A 14,904-nucleotide genomic window follows, 5' to 3' on the forward strand; every position below is an offset into this window, starting at 1 on the left:
CTCTACACTCCGATTAGTTTGATCATTTCTAAATACAGAGGAATTCCCACAATAATATTAAAGGGAAATGTGAGGGCAAGGGCCATAGAAACGTAAATACTAGGGTTGGCTTCAGGAACAGTCATTCGCATCGCCGCTGGAACTGCAATATAGGAAGCACTCGCAGATAGAATAGCAAAGAGTAATGTATTCCCTTGACCAAATCCTAATAGTTTACCAATGATAATCCCAAAAACAGCATTAGCAAGGGGAATGAAGATAGAAAAAGCAATCAAAAATGATCCGGCTTTCCTCAGTTCCCGAATTCGTTTTGCTGCCACTAATCCCATATCTAGGAGGAAGAATGTTAAAACACCATAGAAAATTCCTTGAGTAAAGGGTTGCAATTTTTCCCATCCTTTTTCTCCGGTTAACAGTCCTATAATTAAACTGCCAACTAATAGAAAAACGGAACCATTTAAGAAGGATTCATGCAAAACTTTTTCCCAAGACAATGAACTATTTTCAGCCTCCTTAGAGGGAGCAAAAATCCTCACTAAAACGATCCCAATAATAATGGCTGGAGATTCCATTAAAGCGAGTGATGCTACCATGTGTCCGCCATAGGGAATTTGTACTTTTTCTAGGAAGGAACTAGCAGTAATAAATGTCACTGCACTAATGGAACCATAAGTCGCTGCAATAGCCGCCGCATTATAAGCATCTAGTTTGAGGCGCAAAATAAAAAAGCTATAGAAAGGAACTAAAACTGCCATGACAATAGAAGCCAGAAGTGTCAAGGCAATTTGGGCATTAATCCCGCTTTCTGATAGCTCGTAACCGCCTTTAAATCCAATTGCCAATAACAAATACAATGAGAACAGTTTTGGCAAGGGTTGAGGGATTTCTAAATCGGATTTGCAAAAAACGGCTAGCATCCCCAAGAAGAAAAACAGTACCGGAGGGTTGAGGATGTTAAATAAAATCAGATTTCCATCCATAAATTAAAGTTGAGGTAGAGGTGATGAAAAAATCTTAATCAAGATTTAAAGAAAATATACTAACAGAAGGGGGACAAAATTCTAAAAATTTTCTTAATTGAGGCTATAGCACTAAAAAACCGTTAAATATCTAACTCAGCAATATCTTGTGTTCAAAATTTAGGCTTAAAAGGGAACAGGGAACAGAGAACAGGGGGTAATACTTCTGGTTGTTTCATATTAGTATTAAAATGTTACCACCTATTTAGGGTTGCTATATTTATTTTCGTTTTTGTTTTTTTGCTCAAATTTAAAAATACAATTAAAATATTGTACATCTTCAGATAGAGGCAAATATCTACCTAATGACACAACAAAAATCTCGTTATTTCTGACATGATTAAGGGATAGTATTTGAGGAATACCAAGATGACTTTGTTAAAAATAAAAGATGCTTATCCCCATTACAAAGAAGAGATTTTTGATGGCAAAGACATTAAGAAATTTGATGTTTATGCAGATACTACCAATGAAAAAATTGGGACAGTTTACGATGCTTTAATTGATGAGAATGGATATTTCCGTTATTTTGTGATTGATACGGGTTTTTGGGTCTTTGGTAAAAAAGTTTTACTCCCCGTTGGTCGTGCTCAAATCGACTATGCAAATAAACGTCTGTACGCCCTGGGATTTACTAAAAATCAAGCAGAAGCGTTACCCGAATATAATGATAATATGACGGTAGACTACGATTATGAAGAGCGCGTTCGGGCGGGATATCGGACTTCTAAATCTCAAAAAAACCAGTATGACCGGAGTAGTTATCAGTACGATTCTGAGCCGGATTTATACCAAACCCATGCCCAAAATCACGGCACAATCAAGCTCTACGAAGAACGGTTAATTGCTGATAAACAACGTCAAAAAACAGGGACGGTTACGGTAGGTAAAACCGTAGAAACCCACACAGAACGGGCGAGTGTTCCCGTGGAAAAAGAGCGTGTGATCGTTGAACGGACGACTCCAACAGGTGAACGACCTGTTAACCCCGGCGATGCTGATTTCCGCGAAGGAGAAGTGGCTCGCGTCGATGTCTATGAAGAAACGGCGGATATTCGCAAGCAAGCTTTTGTGACCGAAGAAGTCAATGTTCACAAAGAAGTTAATCGGGATACCGTGACCGCAAAAGAAAAACTGCGTCGGGAAAAATTGAATGTTAAAACCGATGGACAACCTGTGGTTAAAGACAACTCTTAAACCCTAGGTTAATTCTATTCCCTTGCTAGTAATTTTTTCTGTAGAGGTGTTCCCCTGAATATCTCTACAGAAAAGATGATTTTGTGATCATTTATCTTTTTTTCAATTTTTTAGTAATTTTTTTAATTCCCAACTTCTAAAGAGGTAAAAATGGTTTATTCTTATCCTGAAGGTTATCAAAAAAATAGCAAGATTGAACGATTAGCGAAAAGACTCAAAGGATGTTGGATTCAAACCTTAGATGGGGAAGTTGTGGGTCAAGTGGTTGATGTTGTTTCCAATCCCCAAGGAAAGCCGGAATTAGTCGTCCCTTTAAAGATTACCCCTGAAAATCGTCAGCAATTATTATTATTGAAAGCCAACTTAATAAAACAAGCCAATATTCCTGAACGCTTACTGTTTATTGAGCGAACACCAGAGTTAGAACCTTTTCTCAATACAAACTTGAATTTATCCAATCCTCAGCAATATTTTCCCACACCCCTGCAATCTTTTTCTGAAACGGATGAACCCGATTCAACCTTACCTTTACCGTCTTCTGAAAATCAACCGAATGTTGTAGATAATCTGACGATTCTTTTAAAAGAAGAAAGATTAATCGTTGAACGCGAACGCCGTAAAGTTGGAGAAGTTATTATTCGCAAAGAAATTGAAACTGATTTTGTCCAGGTTCCTCTTAGACGGGAAAAACTTGTGATTGAACAAGTCGGAAAAGATGATCAAACCTTAGCAGAAATTCCTTTATCTGAAGAGAGAGTTCAAGTGGTGAAAACGGAAGTTCAAGAGTCCAAAGAGTAGCTTAGTGGGTTTCTATTTGTTGCATCATCGCTTGACGCACTAAGGAGGCTTGTTTCTCCGCTTCCTGTGCTCGTTTTAAAAATTGGCTTTCTGACATCGCTCGATTTTGTTTCTCTGGGCTTGGGCTGCCATCCGCCGTGCTAAAGCTGCTTTTTCTTCTAACGCCCGAATTGCTGACCACAACGCCCGCTCAACATCATCCCCTTGTTGTTCCAGCAAACTATCAATAGAATAAGCGTGTCCGACATGGCAACCATACCACAGTAAATTTCCCTCTTGTAATTCCCACAAAACTCCCCCACAGTCGGGACAAGTTAACATCGAGGCAGACCCAGAAGGTTTTCCTTGTTCAAACTCGGCTTTGTGCTGTGCCACAATCTCACTTTCGGTGGCTATTTCATATTCAGTCATTTGTAATCTTTCTTAAGATAGAGAAGATTAGTTTTGTTTGTTGAGATAAAGTAAAAAAAATTACCATCTCCGTCATGATAACAAACTTGGAGATGGTAAAAATAATAGTATAGGAATATTTTATTTTAAATTCACCATATACCTAAAGCTAGGTACATTATTATTCAGAATTATTCAGAAACACTGAAGATTGCAGAGAAACTGGAGTAGAGAATAGAGGTCAAGCCCTCGGTCTGTTAGTGTGTCTCGGCTGCATTCATCGCTGAACTTCCACCTAACACCTATAAACGGGTGTTCTGCCCGTGACCTTAACCCGTTAAACGGGTGAGAGCAATCATCTTGAGGTGGGCTTCCCACTTAGATGCTTTCAGCGGTTATCCACTCCGCACATGGCTACCCTGCGTTTACCGTTGGCACGATAACAGGTACACCAGCGGTGCGTCCTTCCCGGTCCTCTCGTACTAGGGAAGGCTCCTCTCAATGCTCTTACGCCTGCACCGGATATGGACCGAACTGTCTCACGACGTTCTGAACCCAGCTCACGTACCGCTTTAATGGGCGAACAGCCCAACCCTTGGGACGTACTTCCGCCCCAGGTTGCGATGAGCCGACATCGAGGTGCCAAACCTCCCCGTCGATGTGAACTCTTGGGGGAGATCAGCCTGTTATCCCTAGAGTAACTTTTATCCGTTGAGCGACGGCCTTTCCACGCAGTACCGTCGGATCACTAAGGCCGTGTTTCCACCCTGTTCGACTTGTAGGTCTCACAGTCAAGCTCCCTTCTGCCTTTACACTCTGCGAATGATTTCCAACCATTCTGAGGGAACCTTTGCGCGCCTCCGTTACCTTTTAGGAGGCGACCGCCCCAGTCAAACTGCCCCCCTGAAACTGTCTTCTACCCGGATTCACGGGTAATAGTTAGAATTCTAGCTCTACTAGAGTGGTATCTCACCGATGGCTCCATGATCCCCACAAGGATCACTTCCATGCCTCCCACCTATACTGCGCAAGCAAAGCCCGAACCCAATTCCAGGATACAGTAAAGCTTCATAGGGTCTTTCTGTCCAGGTGCAGGTAGTCCGTATCTTCACAGACAATTCTATTTCGCCGAGTCTCTCTCCGAGACAGCGCCCAGATCGTTACGCCTTTCGTGCGGGTCGGAACTTACCCGACAAGGAATTTCGCTACCTTAGGACCGTTATAGTTACGGCCGCCGTTCACCGGGGCTTCAGTCATCAGCTTTAGATTACTCCTGACCGACTTCCTTAACCTTCCGGCACTGGGCAGGCGTCAGCCCCCATACTTCCTCTTACGAGTTGGCGGAGACCTGTGTTTTTGGTAAACAGTCGCCTGGGCCTCTTCACTGCGACTTACTTGCATAAGCACTCCTTCTCCCGAAGTTACGGAGCCATTTTGCCGAGTTCCTTAGAGAGAGTTATCTCGCGCCCCTGGGTTTTCTCAACCTTCCTACCTGTGTCAGTTTCGGGTACAGGCATTGACAAATTAACGGTTTTAGGGCTTTTCTAGGAAGCTTGATGCTCTCTACTTCCCCTCCGTAGAGGGTCGGACTCCCGCCTTAGCTCAGTCTGTTTTCTCCAGACCTCAACACCTCGTACGGTTGCACCGGTAACCATCGTCCGGCTAGCACACACCTTCTCCGTTCCCCTGACCAATTTGCCAACGGTACGGGAATATTCACCCGTTGTCCATCGACTACGCTCTTCAGCCTCGCCTTAGGCCCTGACTTACCCTCCGCGGACGAGCCGTGCGGAGGAACCCTTAGGATTTCGGGGTGTAGGATTCTCACCTACATTTTCGCTACTCAAGCCGACATTCTCACTTCTGGTTCGTCCACACCTGCTTCCGCTAGTGCTTCTCCCTACGCCAGAACGCTCCCCTACCAATACATTAAAAATATATTCCACAGCTTCGGTACACCACTTAGCCCCGTTCATTTTCGGCGCAGCAACGCTTGACCAGTGAGCTATTACGCACTCTTTTAAGGTTGGCTGCTTCTAGGCAAACCTCCTGGTTGTCTCGGCATTCCCACCTCCTTTCTCACTTAGTGGTGATTTGGGGACCTTAGCTGGTGGTCTGGGCTGTTTCCCTCTTGACGATGGAGCTTATCCCCCACCGTCTGACTGGTTGCTTTCCTCTGGGTATTCAGAGTTTGACTCGATTTGGTACCGCTCTCGCAGCCCGCACCGAATCAGTGCTTTACCCCCCAGATTTTTCCGCAACCGCTGTGCCTCAACACATTTCGGGGAGAACCAGCTAGCTCCGGGTTCGATTGGCATTTCACCCCTAACCACACCTCATCCGCCGATTTTTCAACATCGGTCGGTTCGGACCTTCACTTGGTTTTACCCAAGCTTCATCCTGGACATGGTTAGATCACCCGGGTTCGGGTCTAAAAACAATGACGACTTCGCCCTCTTCAGACTCGCTTTCGCTTGGGCTTCGACATTTTCTGTCTTAACCTGCCATTGCCTTTAACTCGCCGGCTCATGCTTCAACAGGCACGCGGTCATCCGTTGAATCGGACTCCCACTGCTTGTAAGCTGACGGTTTCAGGTTCTGTTTCACTCCCCTTCCGGGGTTCTTTTCACCTTTCCCTCACGGTACTGTTTCTCTATCGGTCACACAGGAGTATTTAGCCTTACCTCGTGGTCGAGGCGGATTCACACGGACTTTCACGGGCTCCGTGCTACTCGGGATTCAGCTAGGCTTTTTGAGTTTTCGACTACAGGACTTTCACCTTCTTTGGTGCAGGTTTCATCTGCTTTGTCTAACTCTCTGAGTCCACTGTCGCTGTCCCACTACCCCAACAGGTAAACCTGTTGGTTTAGGCTGTTTCCCTTTCGCTCACCACTACTCGGGAAATCGCTTTTGCTTTCTTTTCCTCGGGCTACTAAGATGTTTCAGTTCGCCCGGTTCGCTCATACCCACCTATTTGATTCAGTGGGCTGTTTTTGGGTTGCCCCATTCGGACACCTCCGGCTCATCGCTCGCTTCCAGCTCCCCGGAGTTTATCGTCGGTCGCCACGTCCTTCTTCGCCTCTGTGTGCCAAGGTTTCCACCGTCAGCCCTTTCTATCTTGACCACTTGATTCTCTTTTGTTTGTGATTAGTTCTTCTGCTGAATGGGTCAGTTTCCTTTCCCTCAAATCAGAAGTTCTAACTACGAACTACTGCCAGTTTTGTTTCTCTGCAATTTTCAAGGTTCTGTCTGGACTTGCTAGTCCAGCATTCTTGCTGATTTGGCTCACGCAAGGTGCTGAATTGTCCGTTTTTTTAAACCTGAGTTTAAGAGTTTGAAAGCTTCTGTCTAATTCATTGTTCTCGCACGACCTGGGATGACTTCTGAGGGTGCTAGATTTTGTTGGGATGTTCGCACTCTACCCAGAAGTAGGTCTCCCTAAAAGGAGGTGATCCAGCCACACCTTCCGGTACGGCTACCTTGTTACGACTTCACCCCAGTCATCAGCCCTGCCTTCGGCACCCTCCTCTCCTAAGAGTTAGAGTAATGACTTCGGGCGTGGCTCACTTCCATGGTGTGACGGGCGGTGTGTACAAGGCCCGGGAACGGATTCACCGCAGTATGCTGACCTGCGATTACTAGCGATTCCTCCTTCATGCAGGCGAGTTGCAGCCTGCAATCTGAACTGTGCCAAGGTTTCTGAGATTCGCTCGCCCTCGCGGGTTGGCTGCTCTCTGTCCTTCGCATTGTAGTACGTGTGTCGCCCAGGACGTAAGGGCCATGCTGACTTGACGTCATCCTCACCTTCCTCCGGTTTGTCACCGGCAGTCTCGCTAGAGTTCCCAACTTAATGATGGCAACTAACGACGAGGGTTGCGCTCGTTGCGGGACTTAACCCAACATCTCACGACACGAGCTGACGACAGCCATGCAGCACCTGTCTTCTGGTTCCCTAAGGCACTCTCAACTTTCATCAAGATTCCAGAGATGTCAAGTCCTGGTAAGGTTCTTCGCGTTGCATCGAATTAAACCACATACTCCACCGCTTGTGCGGGCCCCCGTCAATTCCTTTGAGTTTCACACTTGCGTGCGTACTCCCCAGGCGGGAAACTTAACGCGTTTGCTCCGGCACTGCCCGGGTCGATACAGGCAACACCTAGTTTCCATCGTTTACCGCTAGGACTACTGGGGTATCTAATCCCATTCGCTCCCCTAGCTTTCGTCCCTCAGTGTCAGTTATAGCCCAGCAGAGCGCTTTCGCCACCGGTGTTCTTCCTGATCTCTACGCATTTCACCGCTACACCAGGAATTCCCTCTGCCCCTACTATACTCTAGCTCCCCAGTTTCCACTGCCTTTACGAAGTTAAGCCTCGCTCTTTAACAGCAGACTTGAGGGGCTACCTACGGACTCTTTACGCCCAATCATTCCGGATAACGCTTGCATCCTCCGTATTACCGCGGCTGCTGGCACGGAGTTAGCCGATGCTTATTCCTCAGGTACCGTCACTTTCTTCTTCCCTGAGAAAAGGGGTTGACAATCCAAGAACCTTCCTCCCCCACGCGGTCTTGCTCCGTCAGGCTTTCGCCCATTGCGGAAAATTCCCCACTGCTGCCTCCCGTAGGAGTCTGGGCCGTGTCTCAGTCCCAGTGTGGCTGATCATCCTCTCAGACCAGCTACTGATCGTCGCCTTGGTAAGCCTTTACCTTACCAACTAGCTAATCAGACGCAAGCCCCTCTCTAGGCGATAAATCTTTTACCTTTCGGCTCATCCGGGTTTAGCAGTCGTTTCCAACTGTTGTCCCCGTCCTAGAGGCAGGTTCTTACGTGTTACTCACCCGTCCGCCACTAAATCCCGAAGGATTCCGTTCGACTTGCATGTGTTAAGCAGACCGCCAGCGTTCATCCTGAGCCAGGATCAAACTCTCCATTTTGAAGAATCTGTTGTTTTTGGCTCCAAAACTTGTTTCTCAAAGTTTTGGAATTCTTTGCTTAATTTCAGAGTTTGTGTTAAACTCCTTGACTAAGACTGAATTCCTATGACGAGAAAAAATGTGTCAACTTGGCTTTCAAACTCTTAAGTTGTCCAGGTTCGGCGTGTCTTTTGTTTTTCGACACTCTTATCAATCTATCAGCTAGTTCTGGATTTGTCAACCCTTTTGCCAAAATATTTTTGATTTGCCTCTATGTATAGGTTTGGGGGCTTTCTCTGGCTGGCAAGGATGCACTTAATTGTAGGAAAACTCAGGATAGATTAGATTTAACTGTCGAATCAGCTTCCCTGTCGTTACTCTTCAGACTAGGATGGCTTGTTGGTGTTGCCTATCTTGAACACAATAGATTAGGAGTGGGATAACAGCCCGACGGTTAAAATCAATTCAGTCCCGTTTTGAGGAGTGGTAATAGATGAAGCTCAAAGAGTTACTGGCAAAAGTTGGGATACCGATGCCGTACCCATCCCACCCCGCTTTAGAGAAAGAAGTTAAGGGGTTAACAACGAACTCCATCGCTTGTCAACCCGGAGATTTATTCTTGGGAATGCCGGGAACCCGTGTGGACGGGGGAGAATTCTGGCCGAATGCGATCGCCTCTGGCGCAGTAGCCGCCTTCATCTCCCAAACCGCCGCCGACAAAACCCAAGACCGCATCGCAGCCGAACAACCCTGCATTATTTCCAGCAACGACATGACCCAAACCTGCGCCCAAATTGCGGGGGCGTTTTATGATCATCCGGCGGAAAAATTGCAATTGGTGGGGGTGACGGGAACCAATGGAAAAACCACAACCACCCATTTAATTGAATTCCTCCTCAGCAACACCGACCATCCTACGGCTTTACTCGGAACCCTTTACGCCCGTTGGCCCGGATTTCAAGAAACGGCCGTTCATACGACTCCCTTTTCGGTTGAATTACAACGACAACTGGCCGATGCTGTGGCGGCCGGATGTGAATTTGGGGCGATGGAAGTTAGTTCCCATGCGTTAGACCAGGGACGGGTTCTGGGTTGTCCGTTTCAAGTGGCGGTGTTTACGAATTTGACTCAAGATCATTTGGACTATCACCCGACGATGGAGGATTATTTCGCAGCCAAAGCATTATTATTTAGCCCCGATTATCTCAAGGGTCGAGCTATTATTAATGCCGATGATCCCTTCGGTCAACGGTTAATTACCCAGTTAGCAGATCGGGCTTGGAGTTATAGCACCCATGACTCAACGGCTGATTTATGGGCGGATCAATTGGGTTATGAACCGACAGGAGTTAAAGGCGTTCTCCATACCCCCCAAGGAGAGGCGGAGTTTTATTTACCTTTAGTGGGTCAATATAATTTATCGAATCTGTTGGCAGCTTTGGGGGCGGGGTTAAGTTTGGGGTTAGATTTAACTACCCTGGTCGAAAAAATTGCGGAGTTTCCGGGTGTTCCCGGTCGCATGGAACGGGTGCAAATTAGCCCGAATCAAGATATTAGTGTAATTGTAGATTATGCTCATACCCCCGATAGTTTAGAGAATTTATTGAAGGCGTCTCGTCCGTTTATTCGGGGTCGGATGATTTGTGTGTTTGGGTGTGGGGGCGATCGCGATCGCACTAAACGCCCAAAAATGGGGAAAATTGCCGCAGAATTAGCGGATGTTGCCGTTGTCACGTCAGATAATCCCCGAACTGAAGATCCTGAAGGAATTTTGCAGGATATTTTAGTAGGAATTCCTAACACAATACAGCCGATTGTGATTGCGGATCGGGCTGAGGCAATTCACAGGGCAATTTTGGATGCTCAACCCGGAGATGGAGTTTTAATTGCGGGAAAAGGTCACGAAGATTATCAAATTTTGGGGACAGAAAAAATCCATTTTGATGATCGAGAACAAGCGCGGGATGCCTTAGCAGAAAGAATCCAATAAATAGCATGATTTAGATCAAGAAACGGTCTATTTTAGAGGGTTGAGATTGGAGAGAGAGTGAAATCTTTCTCTCAACTCTCAATCTTTTTTTAAGCATTTTACTAAAATTTTACAAAAAATCTCAATAAAGTGTTGAAACTTTAACATAAAACTTGATAGCATAACAAAAGAACTATTGAAAACCAGAGTTCTACTGATAGATAAAACTTTCCATTTCCAATTTTGGTTAATGGATTAGCTCAATTTAACCAGAGATTGTAATTTTTTTGATTCAAAGCGCTACCATCCCTGATAGAAAAGAGAGAGTCTAATGGAAATATTATTAGCTTATTACACAGTTGGAGCTTTGGCTTCATTTTCTGTATGCTTGAAAGCCTTTGTAGAAGATTCAACAACTCCGTTAACGGATCAAACTTCCTGGGGTGTTTTAGCATTTACAACGGTTTTTTGGCCTATTACAATTCCGATTTCTTGGTTAGAATTGGTCACGAAACCAGAGACAACCATTGTACAACCGAATTTCCACCTCCACCCGGTTCCAGCATTACCAAAAAGGGTGAATTCCAGTCAACCTCGATGCTTACCCCTGGGTTATTTACTTCGACAAGCTGGGTTAGTAACGGAATTTCAAATTAAAGTCGCTTTACAAGTCCAAAAAATGTCTCTCAATCATCTGCGTCTGGGAGATATTTTAGTCGCTCAAGGCTGGATTGAGCCAGAAACAATTGACTTTTTTGCTGAACATTTACCCAACCTTTATCAGCATCCCCACAAGAAACCATTAGCCGAATATTTAAAGATAGCTAAACTTTTAGATGATCAACAAATTAATCAGATTCTAATCGAACAAGCACAAACCGATCTTGAATTTGGTGAATTAGCGGTACAGAAGGGATGGGTAAAACAAGATACGATTAATTTAATCTTACATTATCTTGAAGGTCAATCTCAACGGGTATTAAGCTGTTAAGTATTCTCATCCCTAAAGGGAGGATTACAGAAGGGATTAAGATTGTATCCAGGCTTGTTTAAAGATATAAATAGAGAGAATTACTAAGAAAATTCTAAACATCAAACTAACGGTTTGATCGGATAATTTAGGTAGAAATCGGGTGCTAATTTGCGCTCCTAATAATCCACCTACTCCTAAAATAATCCCTTGACTCCATAATACATTCCCTTGTATTGCGTGTCCAGCACAAGCAGAAATAGCTGTAATTACAATCACTCCTAAACTAATTTGAATCGCAATTTTAATCGTTTCTCCTAATAAAAGAATTTGCAAAGGAACCATAATAATTCCACCGCCCACGCCAAATAATCCGGCTAAAATTCCCGCAGTCCCTCCCGTTAAAATTCGAGCAAATACCGGATTAAAGAGGATATTTTGATTGGGAAAAATAGTAGATTCAGAAACTTGCTGTTCTTCTTGTTGTTTTTTTCGGGTTGTTATTTGTTTACGCAGTTCTACTAAATAAACATTCAATAATAATAGACACCCAAATAAAAATAATAACAAACGAGAAGAAAATAATTCTGCCAAAAATACCCCAATTTGTGCGGTTAATATAGCCGGAAATCCAATACCAATGACTTGATTTAAACGCAGATATCCCATGCGCCAATTTTGAATACTACCCGAAATAGCAGTAATTACAATTGATAAACTACTGGTCGCAACGGCTTCCACTGGTGTATATCCTAATGCAACTAATAACGGCACTAAAACCGTTCCTCCCCCAATTCCTAAAAATCCGGCTAAAATACCAGCAATTAGTCCCGCCACCGTCAAAATAATCAATTCAAATGAGGTCATATTGATTCCAATTCTAGTGGAGCCAGAAACCAGGTTTCTATCAAGCCTTTATTAATTATAATTAATCTTTGTACAGAAACTCGGTTTCTGGGATGGGTAAAATCGATTTAGAAATCATCCCATGAACTCCTTTCTGAGGACGATTAACCACTTGAGTAATCCTAAAATTAGCGGCTAAAGAACATAAAACATAAGCCTCCTCCGCCTTTAATCCCCAAAATTGTTCTAAAACATGAATCATCTGTTTTAAAGCCGATTCAAACGCTAAATCTAACGTTTCTGCAAATCCCATTGTAATTATATCCGATGGAGTTTCTGCAAGGGGAGATGTTAACGATATATTTTTATGTAAAATCAGTTTAATTCTACCATTCATTGACGTTTCAATTGCTGTAACATTAACCTCTCCTTCTCCTTGTGCAGAATGTCCATCTCCAATCGAAAATAACGCACCCGGAACAAAAATAGGTAAGAATAAACGAGAACCTGCTTGTAATTCGGGGTTATCCAAATTTCCGCCATAAATCCCTGGTGGAATTGAAGATTGTTGTGTTTCTGAAGTAGCAACTCCTAGAATTCCAAAAAACGGTTTTAAGGGAATTTTTATCCCACTATTTGGAGGGAATTCGGCAATATTTTCCTCTAAATTTAAGGGAATAAACCGTAACCGAGGTTCAGAAAATTGTTGGGGTAAAGCGCCCCAACCTGTGCGAATTGCATTAAATCCCATTGCTAAACGGGGAGAAATTTCCTCTAATTGAATTTCTAAAACATCTCCCGGTTGTGCTTCTCGGATATAAATTGGCCCCGTTAATAGATGGGAACCTGGCCCTACAATTCGTTCTGGGGGTAAATGCTGACAAATTTCTACTAATTCGGAGGTGAGAAAGGCTGCTGGTGCGTCCTGATAAATTTTGAACCCTGTATAAGTTTCGACTTCAATGGAATCTCCAGAGTTGATGACTAAAGCTGGAGGTAAATTGCAGGAGAATCCCCCTAAATGAACCGTTGTACAAGTTGCTTTGAGTGTATGATGATTCATGGGATTGAAAGGTCGGTTGATCTTTAATTAAAACATGAATTTAAACGGATTAAAGCAATTTGACGGATTCAGTCATTTTTTTTGGAATTTATATAATTAGATAAATTTATTTTAATTTGTTGTAAATTTACAAAGCAGAAAAGAGGGTAAAAACCATGAATATTATTCTAGGAATAATACAATTTTTCAACAAAATTTTTACTCAGCCCATTAGATTAGGGGAAATTACGATTTCAGTTAATTTGATTTTTACCATCATTATTTCCTTATTCGCTGTTATTTTAATTGCTAGGTTTTTTACTAATTGGTTACGGGATAAATTATTGGTCAAATGGGGATTTGATGAAGGTAGCCGAGATGCGATCGCTACAATTTGTTATTATTTTGCCATTGCTTTAGGGTTTATTATTGTTCCTCAAGCCTGTGGTTTAGATATTCGGTCTTTAAGCTTTTTAGCTGGAGGTTTAGGGATTGGGATCGGTTTAGGTTTTCAGGGATTAGTTCAAAATTTTGTAAGCGGATTAATTCTCTTGATTGAACGTCCTGTTAAAGTAGGAGATTATATTGAAATTGAGGATTTAGAAGGAACAATTCGGAAAATATCAATTCGCGCTACAACTATTTTAACCAATGATGGGATCTCTATTATTGTACCCAATCTAAGTTTAGTCAGTGGAAATATTATCAACTGGAGTTATGGAAATGTTAATAGTCGAATTCATATTCAAGTTCCTGTTTCCTACGGGAGTGATCCAGTTTTAGTTACCGAAGTTTTATTAGCTGTTGCTCGTCGAGAATCGAGAGTTTTGTCCTATCCCGCGCCTCAAGTTTGGTTAAGGAATTTTGGAGATAGTGCGATTAATTTTGAGCTTTTAGTCTGGATTGATCAACCCAAAGCTAGACTTCCGATCCAAAGTTCATTAAATTATATTATTGAAAATGAGCTTAAAAAAAACAATATTATTATTCCCCTCCCTCAGAGAGATTTATGGATTAAAAACCCTGAAGACTTAAGAACAATTTTTAACCCTTATCCCGTTACTGTTCCTGCTCCTCCTCAAGCTCAATTTTCTGCTATTCAAACTGTTGAAGAATCTGAGGGTTTAGAGCTAGAACCGACAAATCATATATCCCTACGAGATTTATTAAGAAAAGTCGTTTATTTTGAACAGTTTACAGACTTAGAATTATTAGGATTAATTGAACAAGGGTATCGAGAAACCATCCCCCCAGGAGAATTTATTTTTCATGAAGGAGATCCAGGGGATGCGTTTCATATTATTCTTTCTGGTTCTGTGGAAATTATCTCAGAGAAAGTCAACAAACATATTCGTAATTTAAACGCCGGAGACTTTTTTGGAGAACTTTCCTTAATTATGGGAATTCCCCGCACGGCTGCTGTCCGAACCTTAGAAACAACGATTTTATTTGTGGTAGACCGAAATGTATTTCATCATTTTTTATCCAGTTATCCTCAATTAGCCGATCAAATAGCTGAAAAATTAGTTGAACGAAAAGAAGAACTTTTTCAACGTCAGCAACTATTACGAGAAATGGGAATTTTAGGCGAGGAAGAAGATTTAGATATTAATCCCCTTCTCTGGATACGAAAACGCATGAAATCACTCTTTGGAATTTAAAATTAACACTTAAAATTTCCATAATAATTTGCTTAAATGCTTCTAGGCGATCGCTATTTCACCCAACAACAAATATTCTCAAATGAGTTGATTTGTTTTTG

Annotated in this window: 9 protein-coding genes and 2 rRNA genes; 5 read left to right on the forward strand and 6 right to left on the reverse strand. The window is 43.0% G+C overall.

Translation table 11 applies throughout. The annotated features are described in order from the left end of the window. Nucleotides 1-2: 2 nt before the first annotated feature. Nucleotides 3-980, reverse strand: a complete 978-nt coding sequence (locus PL8927_RS15010; RefSeq protein WP_083622972.1) for a sodium-dependent bicarbonate transport family permease — start codon at nt 978-980, stop codon at nt 3-5. A gap of 408 nt (nt 981-1,388) precedes the next feature. Between PL8927_RS15010 and PL8927_RS15015 the strand changes: the two genes are divergently transcribed. Further along, the gene (locus PL8927_RS15015; protein WP_083622974.1) at nt 1,389-2,216 is read left to right on the forward strand and encodes a DUF2382 domain-containing protein; all 828 of its coding nucleotides are present in this window, start codon (nt 1,389-1,391) and stop codon (nt 2,214-2,216) included. Between the two features lie 150 nt (nt 2,217-2,366). Continuing rightward, complete coding sequence (locus PL8927_RS15020; RefSeq protein WP_083622976.1) at nt 2,367-3,014, forward strand: YsnF/AvaK domain-containing protein; 648 nt, start codon at nt 2,367-2,369, stop codon at nt 3,012-3,014. Nucleotides 3,015-3,089: 75 nt separating this feature from the next. Here the strand turns inward: PL8927_RS15020 and PL8927_RS15025 are convergent, their stop codons facing one another. The 3 genes from PL8927_RS15025 to PL8927_RS15035 form a co-directional block, all read right to left on the reverse strand. Then, a complete protein-coding gene (locus PL8927_RS15025; RefSeq protein ID WP_083622979.1) occupies nt 3,090-3,425 on the reverse strand; it encodes a hypothetical protein in 336 nt (111 codons plus the stop codon). Between the two features lie 216 nt (nt 3,426-3,641). Further along, nucleotides 3,642-6,528 (reverse strand): 23S ribosomal RNA (locus tag PL8927_RS15030). A gap of 317 nt (nt 6,529-6,845) precedes the next feature. Beyond that, nucleotides 6,846-8,336, reverse strand: a 16S ribosomal RNA gene (locus PL8927_RS15035). The 16S and 23S rRNA genes sit together here, the layout of an rRNA operon. 472 nt (nt 8,337-8,808) lie before the next feature. Here PL8927_RS15035 and PL8927_RS15040 point away from each other — a divergent pair. Beyond that, nucleotides 8,809-10,305 (forward strand): UDP-N-acetylmuramoyl-L-alanyl-D-glutamate--2,6-diaminopimelate ligase, encoded by a 1,497-nt coding sequence (locus PL8927_RS15040; RefSeq protein WP_083622981.1) that lies wholly within the window; start codon nt 8,809-8,811, stop codon nt 10,303-10,305. A gap of 310 nt (nt 10,306-10,615) precedes the next feature. Then, nucleotides 10,616-11,275 carry a hypothetical protein gene (locus tag PL8927_RS15045; RefSeq protein ID WP_083622983.1) on the forward strand — a complete coding sequence of 220 codons (660 nt, stop codon included), beginning with the start codon at nt 10,616-10,618 and terminating at the stop codon, nt 11,273-11,275. A 36-nt stretch (nt 11,276-11,311) separates the two neighbouring features. Here the strand turns inward: PL8927_RS15045 and PL8927_RS15050 are convergent, their stop codons facing one another. Further along, nucleotides 11,312-12,121: a sulfite exporter TauE/SafE family protein gene (locus tag PL8927_RS15050; protein WP_083622985.1), complete on the reverse strand. Its 810-nt coding sequence runs from the start codon at nt 12,119-12,121 to the stop codon at nt 11,312-11,314. Between the two features lie 61 nt (nt 12,122-12,182). Further along, complete coding sequence (locus PL8927_RS15055; protein ID WP_083622987.1) at nt 12,183-13,163, reverse strand: acetamidase/formamidase family protein; 981 nt, start codon at nt 13,161-13,163, stop codon at nt 12,183-12,185. Between the two features lie 155 nt (nt 13,164-13,318). Between PL8927_RS15055 and PL8927_RS15060 the strand changes: the two genes are divergently transcribed. Then, nucleotides 13,319-14,803 (forward strand): mechanosensitive ion channel domain-containing protein, encoded by a 1,485-nt coding sequence (locus PL8927_RS15060; protein WP_083622989.1) that lies wholly within the window; start codon nt 13,319-13,321, stop codon nt 14,801-14,803. Nucleotides 14,804-14,904 lie beyond the last annotated feature (101 nt).

The sequence above is a fragment of the Planktothrix serta PCC 8927 genome, assembly GCF_900010725.2.
In the GTDB taxonomy this organism is placed as follows: Bacteria; Cyanobacteriota; Cyanobacteriia; order Cyanobacteriales; family Microcoleaceae; genus Planktothrix; species Planktothrix serta.

What these genes read in the sequence shown, in the direction of transcription:
- PL8927_RS15010 (WP_083622972.1), bottom strand. Translation starts at nt 980, where the DNA reads ATGGATGGAAATCTGATTTTATTTAACATCCTCAACCCTCCGGTACTG.
- PL8927_RS15015 (WP_083622974.1), top strand. Translation starts at nt 1,389, where the DNA reads ATGACTTTGTTAAAAATAAAAGATGCTTATCCCCATTACAAAGAAGAG.
- PL8927_RS15020 (WP_083622976.1), top strand. Translation starts at nt 2,367, where the DNA reads ATGGTTTATTCTTATCCTGAAGGTTATCAAAAAAATAGCAAGATTGAA.
- PL8927_RS15025 (WP_083622979.1), bottom strand. Translation starts at nt 3,425, where the DNA reads ATGACTGAATATGAAATAGCCACCGAAAGTGAGATTGTGGCACAGCAC.
- PL8927_RS15040 (WP_083622981.1), top strand. Translation starts at nt 8,809, where the DNA reads ATGAAGCTCAAAGAGTTACTGGCAAAAGTTGGGATACCGATGCCGTAC.
- PL8927_RS15045 (WP_083622983.1), top strand. Translation starts at nt 10,616, where the DNA reads ATGGAAATATTATTAGCTTATTACACAGTTGGAGCTTTGGCTTCATTT.
- PL8927_RS15050 (WP_083622985.1), bottom strand. Translation starts at nt 12,121, where the DNA reads ATGACCTCATTTGAATTGATTATTTTGACGGTGGCGGGACTAATTGCT.
- PL8927_RS15055 (WP_083622987.1), bottom strand. Translation starts at nt 13,163, where the DNA reads ATGAATCATCATACACTCAAAGCAACTTGTACAACGGTTCATTTAGGG.
- PL8927_RS15060 (WP_083622989.1), top strand. Translation starts at nt 13,319, where the DNA reads ATGAATATTATTCTAGGAATAATACAATTTTTCAACAAAATTTTTACT.